The sequence below is a fragment of the Brevibacillus sp. IT-7CA2 genome (assembly GCF_949767855.1).
GTDB lineage: Bacteria > Bacillota > Bacilli > Brevibacillales > Brevibacillaceae > Brevibacillus.
In genome coordinates this window covers 212,765-230,012 of sequence record NZ_CATKQT010000022.1, presented here as the reverse complement: position 1 = coordinate 230,012, position 17,248 = coordinate 212,765, and the positions used below count along the sequence as shown (strand labels likewise).

Genomic DNA, 17,248 nt, shown 5'->3' with positions numbered 1-17,248 from the left:
GCCTGTACTTACCCTTTGGGTTTAAAGATGAGTGAGGCAAAAAATCCGAATGCAATCGCAGCCGATATACCCGCACTCGTGACCTCAAAAATCCCCGTTGCCACACCGATCAACCCATGTTGCTCAGCCTCGCCGATAGCTCCGTGGTACAAAGAATGACCGAAGCTCGTAATCGGTACAGTGGCTCCTGCGCCTGCGAAATCAATAAACTTGTCATACACGCCTATAAAATCGAGAAAAACTCCTGCCACGACCAGCGTACTCATGACATGAGCAGGCGTTAGCTTGCCAACATCCAGAAGGAGCTGACCTACTACACAAACTAATCCCCCTACGACAAAAGCAATCAGGTACTCCATCATTTTCCTCCTTCCAGTGCAACCGCATGGGCGATGCACGGTATCGAATTGCCCTGCTGATAGCTTACCGGGCTTAAAAGGGCTCCCGTGGCACAGACCAACACGTTTTTCAGTAACCCACGGTTGAGTTGATCCAAAATGTAGCTATACGTGACCACTGCACTGCTGGCACAACCGCTCCCGCCTGCAAATACATCCTGATCGGGGGAGTAAATCATTAACCCGCAATCATTGTAGACGTGATCCATATCGTATCCTTCTGTCAACATGAGCTCTTTTAGAATCGGAAATCCGACAGCTGCCAGGTCACCAGTCACGATCAAATCATAGGCTTGTGGGGAGCGCCCCGTATCTTGAAAATGCGTCTGGATCGTCGAAGCTGCTGCTGGAGCCATAGCCGTCCCCATGTCAAACGGGTCTTTAATCCCCATATCCACTACTTTTCCCATCGTCGCATACGTAATGCGCGGACCATTTCCCCCTATCCCGACCAATCCAGCGCCGGCTCCTGTCACTGTCCACTGGGCGCTTGGCGGCTTCTGGCCTCCATATTCCGTGGGATAACGATACTGCCTTTCCGCTGTGGCATTGTGGCTACTGCAAGCAGCAATCGCTCTGTTCGCATAGCCTGCGTTTACCAAAGCCGCCGCATTTGCCAGAGTCAGCATCGAGGTAGAACATGCTCCGTACATGCCCAAAAGCGGAATCGCCACTTTTTCTGCTGCAAAATTGGTGGTGATGTTCTGATTCAACAGGTCACCGGCGAGAATGATATCCACATCTTTGCCAGTGATCCCCGCCTTTTGCAGCAAGGTGTTGACTGCATCCTCCATCAACTGGCGTTCGGCGTCTTCCCACGTCTGTTGGCCTGCATACATATCATCGTGGATCTTATCAAACAAGTGTGCCAGCGGCCCTTCTCCTTCTTTTGGTCCCACAGCTACTGCCGAGCTTTGCAAGCGAACATTTTGATCGAAGTGCCAGGTTTGCCGATTGACTCGTTTCACTGGTTGATTATTTGACACCGCCAGCCCTCCCTTAGAAAAACATGTTGATCAAGCTCTTTAAAATTCCAGCAATGAAAGCAGCAACAACCCCAAATACAATGACCGAACCAGCCAGCTTAAACATATTTCCCCCAACGCCGAGCACATACCCTTCGCTCCGATGTTCGATGGCAGCAGAAGCGATTGAGTTGGCAAAGCCTGTAACAGGCACAGCTGATCCTGCTCCGGCATACTGCCCGATATTGTCATACACACCTAACCCTGTCAGCAAAACGGATAGAAAGATGAGCGTCGCAACGGTCGGATTGCTTGCCGTTTTCTCCGTAAATCCGAAAAAGGTAATATACATATTTTGAATGGCTTGACCCAATAAACATATGGTCCCTCCTACCCAGAAAGCACGAAACGAGTTCAGCAGAACATTTCGTTTGGGCTGGAACTTGGATGCCTGCTGTTGATACAGTTGTTTGGTCATCTGCATCGATCTGGGATTTTTGGATTTTGTTTTGGTTGCCATGCCCTTTCACTCCTTTATAAGCTTTCTTCCTATATCCTTCCTTTTTCTAAAGATGCCTATGAATAGTGGTATTTACCATTTCACAGATGGAGCAGCCATTGTAGTAAGGAACCTGTCACTTTTCCCAAAACCACTGCCATCAACAGAAAGAGAAGACTGCCATCCATGTGGATTCGCTTCGCTAATATCGGGAAGACATTCAGTACCTCAGTTAAGCCTGCGGCGAGTGTCCCCACAAATATTCCTGCAAATATCCCGTAAATCGAAGAAACGATATCGGGCAAATGAGCACCCCATTGAAAAAAATCAATGAACGTAAAAAAAAGCGCCCCTGTTACCAAAGCCCATTCCAGCGAGCGGATATATCGATGAGCATTCGTTAATTGTGTCAACCTCGGAATGATGTCCAGAACGGTAATAAACGCGACCAGCCCGCTCCCAACTGCAAGACCTCCACCTAACCCGATCAACATAAGCAACAAGCATTTGATGACGCTCATTTCTTCGTCCGTTGGTTTTCCTTGTTTTCATTTTGTATGTAGTATTGATCCAGGTTTTGCTGATACATAAACAATTCCACTTCTAGCGGACTAGGTTCTTCGTTGATTTTTTTCTGGAAGATATGATTGAAAAACAGAATCATCCCCAAGCCGATTCCGATGGAGTAAGGGATTTGCAACCACAAAGGCTGATGGCTTTTTTCACCTGTAATCAAATAGTAGATTCGTTCGTGAACCTGCATCATGCTGACATCAGTATGGAAATTCATGATCGCCAAGCCTGAGCCAATGAACAACAGAATCCACACCATCGCCACCAAAATCGGGTTCGATTTCTTTCGTGGATTGAGTACTTCCACTATGATTTGGGGAGCACCCTGGACGTCCAATTCCACGTCAGGATAGACAGAGCGCAGCCTTTTAATCACCTGCATAATATCGATAATGATCAAATTGCCATCTGTTGGCTTTGTCTGGTAAATGGGCATCCGCTTTAACGCTTCCTCGCGCTCTCCATCCCAGTAAAGCTGGCAAATGTCCCCAAGCATAATCATGGCTTGTGGCTGTACGGCCAATCGCTTTCTCAGGCGCAGAAACAACGCGTCTTTCATGCTACCTTCCCCCTTCCATCACATCCTGATTATTCGCTAGTATGTGCCGAGCCACAAAACCCATGCAAAAAAACACTCCAGCCACGTAGTGACCGGAGTGTTTGCATCTGTTAATGCTCAATTTGGTCTTTGATTGTTTGTAAAATGCGCTTCTCGAGGCGCGATACCTGCACTTGCGAGATTCCCAGCCTCTCCGCTACTTCCGACTGCGTCTGATCCTTGTAGTAGCGCAGGTAGACAATGAGTTGTTCCCGCTCAGTCAATCGACTGATCGCATCCTTGAGTGCAATTTTTTCAAACCATTTGTTGACCCCTTCATCCGCAATCTGATCAATCAAAGTAATGGGGTCCCCGTCATTTTCAAAAACCGTTTCATGGATGGAAGAAGGTGCCCGATTCGCTTCTTGCGCAAACACGACTTCTTCTGGCGTAATCCCCACCGCGTCCGCAACCTCAGCAATCGTGGGTGCGCGACCGAATTGCTTGTACAGCTCATCCTTTGTTCGTCGTACCTTATTGGCTGTTTCTTTGAGTGATCGACTTACCTTGACTGTACCGTCATCGCGTAAGAAACGTTGAATTTCTCCGATAATCATCGGCACAGCATAGGTTGAGAATCGAACATCATAGGAGAGATCAAACTTGTCTACGGCTTTCAAAAGGCCAATACAACCGATCTGAAACAAATCATCCGCTTCGTATCCACGGTTGATAAAGCGCTGGACGACGGACCAGACCAGTCGAATATTACTGTTGACTAAAAGCTCTCGTGCCTCAGTGTCTCCAGCTTGGCTTTTGGCGATTAGCTCTTTCACTTGGTCATTGGTCAGAAATGGTTGACTCGCGTTTTTGATATCGGCACCCATAGGCACTACCCCTAATTTTGCAAGGCTTTGGCAAACGCAAGGCGTTTGGTGAGGCGCACAGTTGTTCCTTTACCCACAACTGTTGCCACTTCCAAAGAATCCATGAAATTCTCCATAATAGTAAAGCCCATTCCAGAGCGCTCAAGCTCCGGTTTCGTCGTATAGAGTGGCTGCATGGCCTGCTCCACATCCTCAATTCCTCGTCCATTGTCTTCCACAATCAGATCAATGCTGTCCTCTTGAATTCGCACAGAGATCTGTACCACACCCTCTGGATTTTCGTCATAACCATGAATAATGGCATTGGTAACAGCCTCGGATATAACGGTTTTGATTTCTTCCAGTTCGTCCATCGTAATATCGAGTTGGGATATGAAGGCTGCAACTGCTACACGTGCGAATGCTTCATTTTGGCTCAATGCTGCAAACGACACTGACATAAAGTTACGCTGTACCATCATTACGCCACCCCCAGAACATGCAAAGCATCCGCTTCGTTTTCGCGAAACTTGATCACCTTGAATAACCCGGACATCTCGAATATTCGATAAATCGTAGGATTGATCGAGCAGACGTACATTTCTCCAGATCGGGCAGAAATCTGCTTGTATCTTCCCAAAATAACCCCGATACCAGAGCTGTCCATAAACGTCAAATCAGCCAGACTCAGGACAATATGGCGTATAGTAGAGGTACGCAAAAGATCATCCGCCTTCTTGCGCAACTCCTCTGCCGTATGATGATCCAGCTCACCCTGCAAACGGATCACCAGCACGTCCTGCCGTGTTTCCATCGCAACTCGTAAACTCATAGCTGACACACTCCTTCTCCCTTGATAGAAACTCTCTTTCTTCCTCGATGAAACCAATTCCTGCCAGCCGACAAAAGAACAAAAAAATCGAGCAGCCGCGCCATTCCATTCGGGGCAACTCGATTCTTTTCGCGCTCATGCTGTCTGTCAGTAGCTAATCAAAACGCTCTTGGTGGTTCGCTTGAGAATCTCCCACATGTTGGCTTTATCTATCTGATCTTCTGGGAGCAGATCGATACGGTTTACTTCCTTGCCATCTTTCGTGCGGATGAAAATGTGTCCAATTACTTGGTCCTTTGCTACAGGTGCACTGATCGCCTGGTTGATGACAATTTCCTTCTGGAAGGTATCCGCCGATTCTCCTTTTTTCATCAACAAGCTAACCGCATGAGGTGTCACCGCATTGATCTTCGCTTTCTGACCTTTATCCACAACAAGTGCTCGCACAGCTTCTCCCTTTTTGTACATCGGCGTCACCTGAAAGTGCGTGAATGCGTAATTGAACATGGTCGAAACCTCATTGTTGCGCGTTTTTACATCAGGCTCACCCATGACGACTGCAATGACACGCATGTTGTTGCGTTTGGCAGTCGCTGTTAAACAGTATTTCGCTTCGCCTGTGTACCCTGTTTTCAAACCGTCCACCCCTTCATAAAAACGCACCAACTTGTTCGTATTCACAAGCCAAAAGGGGCTTTCTGTATCTTTTCGCAAATAGTCTTGGTACGTACCGGTGAACTTCGTGATGCCTTCGTGCTTTAAGAGCTCGCGTGACATGATCGCAATATCTGCTGCCGAAGAGTAGTGATTCGCGGCAGGAAGCCCATTGGAGTTTACAAAATGCGTATTTTTCATGCCGAGCTGCTGTGCGCGTTCATTCATTCGCGCGACAAAACTCTCTTCTGTCCCAGCCAAGTGCTCAGCCATCGCTACAGAGGCATCATTCCCAGAAGCAATCGCAATCCCTTTCAGCATGTCCTCTACCGTCATTTCTTCACCGGGCTGTAAAAAAATTTGCGACCCGCCCATCGATGCTGCTCTTTCACTTGTTCGAACCTTATCGGTAAGCTTAAGCTCTCCCCGCTCCACCGCTTCCATGATCAAAAGCATGGTCATTACTTTGGTGATACTGGCGGGTGGCATTTTTTCATTGGCGTTCTTTTCATACAAGACTGTTCCCGTATCCGCTTCAATCATCACTGCGGATGAAGCTTGTGGGGCAAAATGATTGTCACCCTTTTGCTGTCCAGCCTTTTCTTTGGCGATAGCCATCGGAGAAAAGATGGTAAAGCACATAACGAAGCATAGAGCGAGGTATCCATTCCGTTTCATAGCAGTCTCTTCCCTCCATTCATGGTTTTATTCTCACCATCATGAAAGGAAAATATTCACACAAAAAGGGCAAGATTATCTTCTCGAAAGACATCTGGTTACACAAAAAAATCCCTTCCGCAACTAGCAGAAGGGACACTTTCTTAAATGACGAATCGGCTCACATTTTGCGTTAGCTCGTCCGCCATTTTTTTCAATTGTTCTACGTTTTCATTAATGCGTGCAATCGAATTCAATTGTTCATCCACTGTCTCTACCACACCTGAGATGGAATCACTAATTTCATCCGACATGGTGGCAAGACGCTGCATAGAGTTTGTCACAACCTGATTACCTGCCGCCATCTCTTCCGAGGTCGCCGTCATCGATTCGCTCTGCTCTGCAGCCGATTGAATCTCTGCCACGATATTTTGGAAAGCAGTACCCACAGACTCTACAGACTGCAAGCCTCCACTCACCATGGTAACGATCTCGTCCATATGCTTGCTCATATCCATTGCCTCATCATTGATCGAATGGGCGATGGCAGCGATACGCTCAGAGAAGGAGCTGCTTTCCTCTGCGAGCTTGCGAACCTCGCTGGCTACAACCGAGAAGCCTCGTCCAGCATCTCCAGCACGGGCAGCCTCAATGGCTGCATTCAGCGCCAACAAATTCGTTTGCGAAGCAATACTCGTAATCATTTCGACAATGCTCGTAATTTCACGAGCCCGCTCACGAAGATTGTGCATTTGCCCAGCAGTACGTTCTACCTCACCAGTGGCACGTCTAACCGTATTGATTACGTTCTCCACTAACTCCATTCCGCCTTGCGCTCTCTCAAACGTACGGGTCGTGGCAACCGATGTAGATTCGGCAGCTACAGCCACCTGTTCAACGCCTTCCGATATTTCCGAGACGGTATTGGCTGTTGCTTGCACTTCATTCGTCTGCGTAGAGACGCGTTGGGCAATCGTTGAAATATTATCCGTAATGACGTTAATAGCTCCTTTATTTTCTTGCGCAAATAGAGTCAGCTCATCTGTCGCTACGTTCAGTTGTGTAGCTTGTCCCTGTACAAGGGCAATCAGCTTGCGGAGTTCAGCCGCCATGTCATTCATTTTGCGACCAACCATCGCCAGCTCGTCATTGCCGTTTACTTTTACGTTGATATCAAAATGTCCAGCGCCGATTTGATCCATATCCCGCGCTATCGCGAACAGAGACATTCGAATCCGCTTCGCAAACCACCAGATCGCCCAAACCGAGAGTCCGATGATCGGCAAGCTGAAGAGCACGAAGTACAGCCACATTCCGTCTACTTCACCATATACCTCGTCAGTTCCCGTGGACAAAACGACATTCCATTTCAACAATGGAATCGGTGCAAAAGCTGCAAATGAATCAATTCCATGATCCGAGTACAATAAGCTGTTGCTTGTCTCATGCTGCATCAGCGCAAGCATCTCTTCATAATCTTTGTCACCGGCCAGCACGAGCTTGTTGTTGTTATTCGGATTTTGATGGGCCACAACCAGACCATCTTGTCGAACAACAAATGCGTAGCCATTCTCCATGAAAGAGATCTCAGGAATCTTTTGAATCATTTGGTCAATCGTAAAGCCAACAACGAACAACCGGCTCGTATCATCGGCCTTTTCCCCTATGGGTGTCGCAATATAAAGAAAACTCTTGTTGCTGCCTTCAACGATTTCTTCATCAGAAACGACCAAGGATTTCGTGGTAAGCGCTCTTTGGAAGTATTGCTTTTGCTTGAAGTCAATCTCATTTGTCCCGGTCAAGGAATACAGGGATTTCCCGGTAGCCGTGTCGATCAAATAGATTCTGGATACTTCTTTATGCGCCTGGCGTAATAAAGTAAACTGTTCCATGATTAGTGGCTGCAACTCTGTCATCATCACACGTTTGGTTGCCGCCGATTTGGTGGAGTTCACAATCGCTTTTATGTCATCTTCCATGCTATTCGCATGCTGGTCAGCCAGCATTTTTGCCTGATTAGAGGTAATGCTAAACAATGTTGATTTCGAGAAGGAAAGGGCTATGTATTGCAAAGAACCGATAATAATAAGTACAAGAATTAGACCAAACACAATCATCTTTGTAGCAAGAGAGCCTTTAAGCTTTTCCGTTGCTACTTGGCTAGTCAGGTTTACTTTTTTTATGAGATTCGATATTCCCTCCTTCTTTTTCCATCGTGGCGACAAAAATTTACTCATGCTACTTGCCCCCTTTATCACTGCTACAATTTTCCAGTGCAAGAACTCCGAAAAAATACCCCTGAAAAAACTGCCTCTGGGTACAATACCCATTTTTTTCAGAGGTAAAACCTCCCTTATGAAGGGAAACGAGTTCCGGGCTGCACGAGTAGCCTCGGAACTCGCTATTTGTAATTGATTTAGTTATACAAATGACAGGCTGCGAAATGTCCTGGCTCTACTTCTTTCCACACAGGTACGGATGCAGCGCATTCCGGCATTGCTTTCGGGCAACGGGTACGGAAATGGCAACCGCTCGGTGGGTTCATTGGGCTAGGTACATCGCCTTGCAATACAATGCGCTCACGGTTACGCTCAATTTCTGGGTCTGGAATCGGAATCGCAGACAACAGCGCTTGCGTATACGGATGGAGCGGCTTTTCATACAAAGCATCACTTTCTGCCAGCTCAACCATTTTACCCAGGTACATAACCGCTACACGATCGGAAATGTATTTTACCATGGACAAGTCATGGGCAATGAACATGTAGGTCAAGCCCATTTTTTCTTGCAGCTGTTCGAGCAAGTTTACAACCTGTGCTTGTACGGATACGTCCAAAGCAGAGATCGGCTCGTCACACACGATGAATTTTGGCTCTACTGCCAATGCACGGGCAATTCCGATACGTTGGCGCTGACCACCTGAAAACTCGTGTGGGAAGCGGTTCATATGCTCAGGATTCAAGCTCACCAAGGAAAGGAGCTCCTGGATGCGCTCTTTGCGCTTCTGACCAGTCGCCAGGCCATGAATATCCAGCGCCTCGCCAATGATATCCCCGACTGTCATACGCGGATTCAAGGATGCGTAAGGGTCTTGGAAAATCATTTGCATGTTGCGGCGCATCGCCTTCATTTCCTGCTGGTTCAAATTCATGATGCTCTTGCCTTCAAACAGGACGTCCCCTTCAGTCGCATCATACAGTCTCAAGATGGTACGACCGGCAGTGGACTTTCCACAGCCTGACTCTCCTACTACGCCCAATGTTTCTCCACGTTTGATCTCAAACGAGATATCATTCACAGCTTTCAGAGTATTATCGCCAATCGAAAAGAACTTTTTCAGATTACGTACTTCAATCAAATTTTCACGTTTATCCACTGATATCCCTCCTTCTACGCACGGTTCTGAGCAAGCGGATGCTGAAGCCAACAAGCTGCTCGCTGAGTCGTACTGATGTCGTTCAGCTCAGGATCGATCTCTTGGCACACACGCATCGCTGATTCGCAACGCGCGGTGAATCCACAGCCAACTGGTGGACGAAGAAGGTCTGGCGGCGTACCAAAAATCGGTGTCAGTGGCTCGTCACGGTTCAAGTCAAGACGTGGTACCGAGCGAAGCAAGCCTTTGGTGTAAGGGTGTTGCGGATTGTAGAAAATATCGTCAACTGTTCCTGTCTCGATCACTTTTCCTGCGTACATAACAATTACGCGGTCACACATCTCAGCAACAACACCAAGGTCATGCGTGATCAAGATAATGGAAGTGCCTGTTTTCTTTTGCAAATCTTTCATCAGGTCCAAAATTTGCGCCTGAATCGTTACGTCCAAAGCTGTCGTCGGTTCATCCGCGATCAACAGCTTCGGCGAACAGGCGAGGGCGATCGCGATCATCGCACGTTGACGCATACCGCCAGAGAACTCGTGTGGATATTGCTCCACACGCTTCTCAGGTTGCGGAATACCAACAATGGTCAACAGCTCAATGGCACGATCACGTGCTGCAGATTTCGACATGTTTTGGTGTTTGATCAAGCCCTCAGTAATTTGGCTACCGATGGTCATTGTTGGGTTCAAGGAAGTCATCGGATCTTGGAAGATCATCCCGATATCTTTACCGCGGATCGATTCCATTTGTTTTTTCGACTTCTTGACGATATCCTCGCCATTGAAGAGAATTTGACCTTGTTTAATTTCACCTGGAGGCATAGGAATCAGCTTCATGAGGGTTTGAGCGGTTACGGATTTACCGCAACCGGACTCCCCTACAATCGCTACTGCCTCTCCGCGGTTGACGTGAAAATTCACACCGCGGACTGCTTTTACTTCACCTGCATACGTATGGAAGGATACATGCAGGTCTTTTACATCAAGAATGCGTTCCATAACGACTATCCCTCCTATTTACGCAGGCGTGGGTCTACTGCATCGCGCAGACCGTCACCGAACAAGTTAAATGCCAAGATGGTCACGGAAATAAAGATTGCCGGGAATGTCAAACGCCATGGATAGTACTTCATGGCCGGCAAGCCCTCATTGGACATCGTTCCCCACGATGCAATCGGTGCCGAAACCCCTAACCCGATAAAGGACAAGAAGGATTCTGCGAAAATCGCGGAAGGTACAGTCAAGCTCAACGTTACGATGATTGGACCCAAAGCATTAGGAATCAAGTGTTTGAAGATCAGGCGGTTAGCATCAGCACCAAGGGAGCGCGCTGCCAGTACAAACTCTTGGTTTTTCAATTGAAGGATCTGACCACGCACAATCCGGGCCATACCGATCCATCCCGTTATCGTCAAGGCAAGAATAATCGTTCCAACACCAGGCTCTAAAACAACCATCAACAAAATAACAACCAGCAGGTAAGGAATCGCAAACAAGATATCTGCGAAACGCATCATCATTTCATCTACTCTACCGCCATAAAAACCAGCGATACCACCCCAGATCACACCAATGATCAGGTCAATGAACGCTGCGGCAAGACCTACTTGCAGAGAGATACGTGCACCGTACCAAATACGCTCAAATACGTCACGACCTAGGTCATCTGTGCCAAACCAGTGTTCAGCAGACGGCTTTTTGTTCTTGCCAGCCAGATCCGTCGTAAAATAATCTTGTGGAGTTAGCCATGGGACCACAATGGCACATACGATCAACACAGCAATGAAGATCATAGAAATCATTGCTACTTTATTCATTTTCAAACGACGCCAAACGTCAGACCAAAAAGAGAGACTTGGGCGCTTAATTGCTTCAGCTTGACGAAGGTCAACGGAAATTGGCTCGAAATGTTCTTTAGTCAAGTTTTGCACGTGTCATTACTCCTTTCCTGCGTCCGAAAGTTTGATCCGTGGGTCTACCAAGGTGTATGCGATGTCAACAATCAGAATCATCACAACCAGGATAATGGAGTAGAACACGGTCGTACCCATGATTACCGTATAGTCGCGGTTTGTAATAGACAAAACGAATTCGCGACCAAGACCAGGAACACCGAAAATACGTTCAATAACGAATGCCCCTGTCAAAATACCAGCAATCAGTGGACCCAGGTAAGTAACAACTGGCAAAAGCGCATTACGGATTGCGTGTTTTACTGTAATGGTAAAAGTGTGTAGCCCTTTTGCTTTTGCTGTTTTGATGTAATCTTGACCCATAACTTCAATCATATTGGAACGCGTCAAACGCGCGATAAATGCCATCGGTGATGCGGCGAGTGCCAATGATGGAAGGATGGTGTATTCGAATCCTTCCCATTTCGCGATTGGAAACCACCCCAAATTAATAGCGAAAATGTATTGGTAAAAGGACGCCAAAATAAAGCTTGGTACCGATAATCCCAAAACGGCGATGACCATCGCGGAATAGTCTTGCCATTTATTATGGTTTAGCGCTGCGATAACCCCTAGCGTAATCCCACCAAAGATAGCGAGCAATAAAGCTTGTGCTCCCAAGTGAGCAGAAACTGGGAAACCACGATTAATCATGTCGTTAACAGTTGAAGATTTCTCCGTAAACGATGGGCCGAGCTCCCATGTTGCTACACCCTTCAAATATTCAAAATATTGTTCGTGCAACGGCAGGTTCAGCTTGTACTTTGCCTCTAGTGCTGCCTTAATTTCCGGCGGGACCTGCTTCTCGGATGTAAATGGACCACCTGGTACTGCTTTCATGATGAAGAAGGTGGCCGTTACAATTAAGAAGAGCGAGATGAGCATAAAAATGATGCGCTTACCGAGATAACGGATCAACTAACTTACCCCCTTGGTAGATTTTTGATTGCTTTCACGTCCCATGTTTACACTGCGGAACGCTGCCGACACAGTGTAAAAATCGGCTGTGTAAATAACCCTTAGATCTCTTGCAGAAAAGCTTCTCTCTCTATTTTCTCTTTGCTGGCAATCATGCCAGCTGGTATTTATGGGAAGGGCTTGCATGGCAGAGAGTATATGGGCAACCATATACCCTCTGCCGCAAATCCCGTTTCCTTCGTTATGAAATTACTCGATGTATGCGCCTTTCCAATCCACGTCACCCAGGCCAGTTTGGTGAACGCCTTTCACTTCTGGCTTCTGTACCCAAGATTGCGTATAGAAGTAAATTGGCATGATTGGCATTTCATCCATCAGGATTTGTTCTGCATCTGCCAAAATTTTCTTACGTTTCTCGAGGTCTGACTCCTGAGCGGATTGGTTCAACAACTCTTTATATTTTGCATTTTCCCAACGTGTATCGTTGTTTCCACCCATTTTATCCTTGTAGAGCTCCAGGAAGTTGATTGGGTCATTGAAGTCACCCAGCCAGCCCATCCGTCCAATCTGGAAGTTACCCTCATGCATATCTTCCAGGTATACCTTCCATTCTTTGTTCTCGAGTTTCACATCTACGCCGAGATTTTTCTTCCATTGGTCTTGGATGGCTTCAGCAATCTTCTTGTGAGCCTCAGATGTATTGTAGGACAAGGTAATCGGTGGCAACTTGCTCAAACCAACCTCTTTCAGCCCCTCTTCCAAAAGCTTTTTCGCATTTTCAAGATCTTTGTCTTTGAAATAGCCATTTGGATTCAGCACCATGGATGGAGGAACAGCACCTGTTGCCGGGATTTGACCCGTTTGGAGAATGTTGTCGATCAAGCCTTGGCGATCAATCGAGTAAGCAAATGCTTTTCTCACTTTAATGTTATTAAATGGCGGCTTTTCGGTATTGAACTTGTACCAGTACGTACCAGCAATTGGATTCGTTTGAATCTTGCCTTGCTCTTTCAATGCTGGAATCGCATCTGTTGGCAAAGCACTCATAGGTGCGCCAGCCCAGTCGATTTCGCCATTTTCGAACATGGAGAGCTCTGTATTTTCGTCTTCTACCATGGAGAATTCGATTTTGTCGAGCTTTACATTGTCTTTATCCCAGTAATTTTCGTTCTTCACGAGCACCATCTTGCTCTTGTGCTCCCAAGATTCGATTTTGAAAGGTCCGTTACCGACGTGCGAACTTGCTTCGCCTGCCCACTTCGGATTTGCATCAATTACTTTTTTGTTAACTGGGAAGTAAGTACGGAATGCGAGCAATTCCAGGAAGTATGGAGTCGGATTCTCGAGCTTAACTTCCAGCGTCTTATCGTCTAGTGCCTTCACGCCTACTTCATCAAGCTTTGCTTCGCCCTTGTTTGCTTTTTCACCATTCTTCACGTAGTACAGCTGATATGCGTAGTTGGAAGCTGTTTTTGGATCGAGAGCACGCTTCCAAGCATATTCAAAGTCATGTGCTGTTACAGGATCACCATTGCTCCATTTCCCTTCTCTGATTTTAAATGTGTAAGTTAGCTTATCATCAGAGACGGTATAGCTCTCAGCAGCTGCTTCATGCGGCTTATCGTCGGTGCCAATGCGGGTCAAGCCATCAAAGGTTGCCAAGATAATCGCGCCTGAAGTCGTGTCCTCTGCGAGGCCTGGATCAGTTGTAGGTGGCTCGGAGTGCAGGTTCATCTTTAAAACTTGTGGCTTCTTCTCAGCAGCTGGAGTTGCAGGCTGTGAAGGTGCTGTTGTTGCAGGTGTTTCTCCCGCCGGTGGAGCGGCAGTTGGTTGACCTCCTCCGCACCCTGCCAGGGCGGTTCCTAATACAGCAATCGAGCTCACAAGTGCAAACACATTCTTTTTCAACGCAATAACCCCCAGTACGTTTTTCTTTTTTGTCTTTTTTCTGAAAATAAAGGACGAAAAAAAATGAAAACTACGCGAAGCTGCTTGACTTCGGCTGGAAGGCATCAACCCCTTTCATTGCAGGGTCACCTCGTCGTCTTGAACGAAAGAGAAGGTGTCTTTGTACTGCTTCAGTTCCAGTGAAACGTCCGCAGCCGCAATTCCTTCAATTTGAGAGAGTCGTTCATTAACAAAGGTGATCAGCTCATCATTACTATGGAAACACGCTTGGATAATCAAGTCGTGCTTACCGCTATAAGCGCCTACAAAACGTACTGCAGAAAATTTGCTTAATTTTTCTGCCACTTCTTTCTGCAAACCTAGCTTTGTGGTTAACCCGATGATAACCTGCACATGTAATCCTAATTTCTCTGGATCGGGTTGAATTACGAATTGGAAGACTCCGTCTTGCAAAAGACGAGTGATGCGCGATCGAATTGTTCCTTCGCTCACGCCTAGTTGATGGGCGATTTCTGTATATGGGATACGCCCATCTTCATGGAGGATTTGCAGAATCTGTCTGTCGACATGGTCCAGCTTTTTCATAAATACGATTTTCTGGGAACCTCCATCATTTTTTTACGAATTTCGCAATAATCTTTTACAAACAGTCTAATACAATAAAAGTAATCGGAAATGATAGCGGTGTCAACGAAATTTGACAAGTAGAATTATAAAACTTTATAAAGTCAATCCGAACAGTAAAATATTTTTTATATAATAAAAAATGACTTATATCTTACTATTGAATATGAAAAACTAGATTTAATCAACAATATTTTTTCGAGAAATTGTATTTTCACTCATAAAACAAGGCGTGCGCATGTGCTGTGCACGCCTTGTTTTATTTGATTGATCAACTAATAACTTGACGTTCTATACCTCGATAATTTTATAAATCAACGGTTGTTCTTCGTCGATTGCCGTCGAAATTTGGAAGGCACCTTCCATTTCTTTCAACGCATTTTGCAGAAGATGGTCTTCGTTGGCATGGATCGTGACCAAAACTTCTCCAGCCTTCACCTGATCCCCGCGTTTTTTGTGCAGAACAAGGCCTACTGCCAAGTCAATTGGCATTTCTTTTGTCAATCTGCCAGCTCCCAAGACAACAGAAGCATGACCGATCGCTTCCGCATCAATCGCGCTTACAAAGCCGTCCTGTTCGGCTGTAACGGTATGAATGATCTTTGCTTGCGGCAGACGAGCCAAATCATAGACGTCCTGCTTATTGCCGCCTTGAGCTTCTACCATTTCCGCCAGTTTATCCACTGCTTTTCCGGAAGCCATCAGGTCTTCTAGCTTCTTACGACCTTCTTCCACATCAGTAACAAGCCCACCCATAACAAGCATGCGGGAGCCAATAGCCAATACCAGCTCGGTCAAATCGCGAGGACCCTTACCTGCAAGTGTCTCCACTGCTTCTTTCACTTCCAGTGCATTGCCCACAGCAAAGCCAAGCGGCTGGTTCATATCGCTGATAACCGCCACCGTTTTACGTCCTACTTGGCTGCCGATTGCAACCATCGCATTTGCTAATGTTTCTGCCTCTTCAATGCTTTTCATAAAAGCGCCCTTCCCTACTTTTACGTCAAGCAGGATGGCATCTGCCCCAGCGGCAATCTTTTTGGACATGATGGAGCTTGCAATCAACGGCACAGCCTCTACAGTAGCTGTCACGTCACGCAGAGCATACAGCTTTTTGTCTGCAGGTGTCAGGTTGCCAGACTGCCCAATTACGGACACGCCAATATCACGCACCTGCTGCAAAAATTGCTCGCGTGTGCGTTCTACTTCGAATCCCGCGAAGGACTCCAGCTTGTCGATGGTGCCTCCTGAGTATCCAAGGCCTCTTCCAGACATTTTTGCCACAGGAATACCTGCTGCCGCTACCAATGGCGCAACAACAAGAGTAGTCTTGTCCCCTATTCCACCTGTACTGTGCTTGTCTACCTTAATTCCTTGCAGGGAAGACAGGTCAAGCTGTTCGCCTGACCCTGCCATTGCCAAGGTTAGATCTCCTGTCTCTCTCGCAGTCATGCCACGGAAAAAGACTGCCATTGCCCATGCGGACATTTGGTAGTCAGGAATACTTCCATCTGTATAGCCTGTCACCAGAAATTGAATCTCTTCTGTTGTCAGTTCTCCGCCATCACGTTTTTTGGCGATCATATCGACCATACGCATTGTTAATCCCTCCGAATCCGTTACTTACATCTTGGCTACGATACCGTTTACCAGAGCCAGGAATTGAGATTTTACCTTTTCTGTTGTTTCCATTACTTCATCATGGGACAGAGGCTGTTCCAAAATACCTGCTGCCATGTTACTAATGCACGAAATACCAAGCACCTTAACACCCATGTGTCGTGCCACGATTACTTCTGGTACAGTGGACATCCCTACAGCATCCCCACCCAACAGACGAAGCATACGGATTTCAGCTGGAGTTTCATAGGTAGGACCTAGCAGACCTGCGTATACACCTTCACGGAGCTGGATTCCTTGCTCGGACGCAACTTCATGAGCCAGCTTGCGGAGCTGTTTGGAATAAGCCTCAGACATATCTGGGAAACGCGCTCCCAATTGTTCATCGTTTGCACCGATCAATGGATTGCGGAACGTCATGTTGATGTGATCGGAAATCAGCATGAGGTCGCCTGGATTGTAGCCTTCGTTAATTCCGCCAGCAGCATTGGTCACAATAATGGTTTCTACGCCGAGCAGCTTCATGACACGGATTGGGAAAACAACGGCATCCAGACCATGCCCCTCATAAAAGTGGAAACGACCTTGCATCGCAACGACTTGCTTGCCTTGCAGCTTGCCAATCACGAGTTGTCCTTTGTGGCCGACAACGGTGGACACAGTGAAGCCAGGAATTTCATGATAAGGAATGATCACCGGATTTTCGATCTCATCCGCCAAAACACCCAGCCCTGATCCCAGTACGAGACCAATGGTTGGTTTTTCTGTTAGTTTCGGTTCGATATATGCTACTGCCTCATGGAAATTTGCCATTTCAACTCTCTCCTTTTTTGTGTTTCTTCTATTATATAAATGTTTATTTT

18 protein-coding genes are annotated in these 17,248 nt (G+C 46.8%); all 18 read right to left on the bottom strand.

Features of this window, described 5'->3' with window-relative positions; all coding sequences use genetic code 11:
* Positions 1-8: 8 nt before the first annotated feature.
* The 18 genes from spoVAE to ACM6JA_RS13995 all read right to left on the bottom strand — a co-directional run bounded on the left by spoVAE (position 9) and on the right by ACM6JA_RS13995 (position 17,198).
* Complete coding sequence (gene spoVAE / locus ACM6JA_RS14080; protein ID WP_137029388.1) at positions 9-359, bottom strand: stage V sporulation protein AE; 351 nt, start codon at positions 357-359, stop codon at positions 9-11.
* Complete coding sequence (gene spoVAD / locus ACM6JA_RS14075) at positions 359-1,384, bottom strand: stage V sporulation protein AD (RefSeq protein WP_414852772.1); 1,026 nt, start codon at positions 1,382-1,384, stop codon at positions 359-361. Before spoVAD ends, spoVAE begins: the two co-directional genes overlap by 1 nt.
* Positions 1,385-1,397: 13 nt before the next feature.
* Positions 1,398-1,883 carry a stage V sporulation protein AC gene (gene spoVAC / locus ACM6JA_RS14070; RefSeq protein ID WP_414852771.1) on the bottom strand — a complete coding sequence of 162 codons (486 nt, stop codon included), beginning with the start codon at positions 1,881-1,883 and terminating at the stop codon, positions 1,398-1,400.
* 80 nt (positions 1,884-1,963) lie between these two features.
* Complete coding sequence (locus tag ACM6JA_RS14065; protein WP_414852770.1) at positions 1,964-2,383, bottom strand: stage V sporulation protein AB; 420 nt, start codon at positions 2,381-2,383, stop codon at positions 1,964-1,966.
* The gene (locus ACM6JA_RS14060; RefSeq protein WP_414852769.1) at positions 2,380-2,994 is read right to left on the bottom strand and encodes a stage V sporulation protein AA; all 615 of its coding nucleotides are present in this window, start codon (positions 2,992-2,994) and stop codon (positions 2,380-2,382) included. Before ACM6JA_RS14060 ends, ACM6JA_RS14065 begins: the two co-directional genes overlap by 4 nt.
* Positions 2,995-3,104: 110 nt before the next feature.
* Complete coding sequence (gene sigF, locus ACM6JA_RS14055; RefSeq protein ID WP_173609564.1) at positions 3,105-3,860, bottom strand: RNA polymerase sporulation sigma factor SigF; 756 nt, start codon at positions 3,858-3,860, stop codon at positions 3,105-3,107.
* Positions 3,861-3,871: 11 nt separating this feature from the next.
* Positions 3,872-4,321 (bottom strand): anti-sigma F factor, encoded by a 450-nt coding sequence (gene spoIIAB / locus ACM6JA_RS14050; RefSeq protein ID WP_007724107.1) that lies wholly within the window; start codon positions 4,319-4,321, stop codon positions 3,872-3,874.
* Positions 4,321-4,671 (bottom strand): anti-sigma F factor antagonist, encoded by a 351-nt coding sequence (spoIIAA, locus tag ACM6JA_RS14045; RefSeq protein WP_007724108.1) that lies wholly within the window; start codon positions 4,669-4,671, stop codon positions 4,321-4,323. The genes spoIIAB and spoIIAA overlap by 1 nt, the downstream gene beginning before the upstream one ends.
* A 147-nt stretch (positions 4,672-4,818) precedes the next feature.
* Positions 4,819-6,003 (bottom strand): D-alanyl-D-alanine carboxypeptidase family protein, encoded by a 1,185-nt coding sequence (locus ACM6JA_RS14040; protein ID WP_414852768.1) that lies wholly within the window; start codon positions 6,001-6,003, stop codon positions 4,819-4,821.
* 143 nt (positions 6,004-6,146) lie between these two features.
* Positions 6,147-8,219 carry a methyl-accepting chemotaxis protein gene (locus ACM6JA_RS14035; protein WP_414852767.1) on the bottom strand — a complete coding sequence of 691 codons (2,073 nt, stop codon included), beginning with the start codon at positions 8,217-8,219 and terminating at the stop codon, positions 6,147-6,149.
* A 179-nt stretch (positions 8,220-8,398) separates the two neighbouring features.
* Complete coding sequence (locus ACM6JA_RS14030; RefSeq protein ID WP_007720691.1) at positions 8,399-9,358, bottom strand: ABC transporter ATP-binding protein; 960 nt, start codon at positions 9,356-9,358, stop codon at positions 8,399-8,401.
* Positions 9,359-9,372: 14 nt separating this feature from the next.
* Entirely contained in the window at positions 9,373-10,362 is a 990-nt protein-coding gene (locus ACM6JA_RS14025) for an ABC transporter ATP-binding protein (protein ID WP_007720695.1), read from the bottom strand.
* 14 nt (positions 10,363-10,376) lie between these two features.
* Positions 10,377-11,294 carry an ABC transporter permease gene (locus ACM6JA_RS14020; RefSeq protein WP_414852766.1) on the bottom strand — a complete coding sequence of 306 codons (918 nt, stop codon included), beginning with the start codon at positions 11,292-11,294 and terminating at the stop codon, positions 10,377-10,379.
* Between the two features lie 6 nt (positions 11,295-11,300).
* Positions 11,301-12,233: an ABC transporter permease gene (locus ACM6JA_RS14015; RefSeq protein WP_048032574.1), complete on the bottom strand. Its 933-nt coding sequence runs from the start codon at positions 12,231-12,233 to the stop codon at positions 11,301-11,303.
* A 249-nt stretch (positions 12,234-12,482) separates the two neighbouring features.
* Positions 12,483-14,141, bottom strand: coding sequence for a peptide ABC transporter substrate-binding protein (locus ACM6JA_RS14010; RefSeq protein WP_414852765.1), 1,659 nt, complete (start codon positions 14,139-14,141; stop codon positions 12,483-12,485).
* Between the two features lie 114 nt (positions 14,142-14,255).
* On the bottom strand, positions 14,256-14,726 hold the full coding sequence (locus ACM6JA_RS14005; RefSeq protein ID WP_007720718.1) for an Lrp/AsnC family transcriptional regulator: 471 nt from the start codon (positions 14,724-14,726) through the stop codon (positions 14,256-14,258).
* A 330-nt stretch (positions 14,727-15,056) separates the two neighbouring features.
* Entirely contained in the window at positions 15,057-16,364 is a 1,308-nt protein-coding gene (locus ACM6JA_RS14000) for a pyrimidine-nucleoside phosphorylase (protein ID WP_414852764.1), read from the bottom strand.
* 24 nt (positions 16,365-16,388) lie between these two features.
* Positions 16,389-17,198, bottom strand: coding sequence for a purine-nucleoside phosphorylase (locus tag ACM6JA_RS13995; RefSeq protein WP_414852763.1), 810 nt, complete (start codon positions 17,196-17,198; stop codon positions 16,389-16,391).
* Between the last annotated feature and the right edge of the window lie 50 nt (positions 17,199-17,248).

Excerpts from the sequence above, each read along its gene's own strand:
- spoVAE (WP_137029388.1), bottom strand. The coding sequence starts at position 359 with ATGGAGTACCTGATTGCTTTTGTCGTAGGGGGATTAGTTTGTGTAGTA.
- spoVAC (WP_414852771.1), bottom strand. The coding sequence starts at position 1,883 with ATGGCAACCAAAACAAAATCCAAAAATCCCAGATCGATGCAGATGACC.
- ACM6JA_RS14065 (WP_414852770.1), bottom strand. The coding sequence starts at position 2,383 with ATGAGCGTCATCAAATGCTTGTTGCTTATGTTGATCGGGTTAGGTGGA.
- ACM6JA_RS14060 (WP_414852769.1), bottom strand. The coding sequence starts at position 2,994 with ATGAAAGACGCGTTGTTTCTGCGCCTGAGAAAGCGATTGGCCGTACAG.
- sigF (WP_173609564.1), bottom strand. The coding sequence starts at position 3,860 with ATGGGTGCCGATATCAAAAACGCGAGTCAACCATTTCTGACCAATGAC.
- spoIIAB (WP_007724107.1), bottom strand. The coding sequence starts at position 4,321 with ATGATGGTACAGCGTAACTTTATGTCAGTGTCGTTTGCAGCATTGAGC.
- spoIIAA (WP_007724108.1), bottom strand. The coding sequence starts at position 4,671 with ATGAGTTTACGAGTTGCGATGGAAACACGGCAGGACGTGCTGGTGATC.
- ACM6JA_RS14040 (WP_414852768.1), bottom strand. The coding sequence starts at position 6,003 with ATGAAACGGAATGGATACCTCGCTCTATGCTTCGTTATGTGCTTTACC.
- ACM6JA_RS14035 (WP_414852767.1), bottom strand. The coding sequence starts at position 8,219 with ATGAGTAAATTTTTGTCGCCACGATGGAAAAAGAAGGAGGGAATATCG.
- ACM6JA_RS14025 (WP_007720695.1), bottom strand. The coding sequence starts at position 10,362 with ATGGAACGCATTCTTGATGTAAAAGACCTGCATGTATCCTTCCATACG.
- ACM6JA_RS14005 (WP_007720718.1), bottom strand. The coding sequence starts at position 14,726 with ATGAAAAAGCTGGACCATGTCGACAGACAGATTCTGCAAATCCTCCAT.
- ACM6JA_RS14000 (WP_414852764.1), bottom strand. The coding sequence starts at position 16,364 with ATGCGTATGGTCGATATGATCGCCAAAAAACGTGATGGCGGAGAACTG.
- ACM6JA_RS13995 (WP_414852763.1), bottom strand. The coding sequence starts at position 17,198 with ATGGCAAATTTCCATGAGGCAGTAGCATATATCGAACCGAAACTAACA.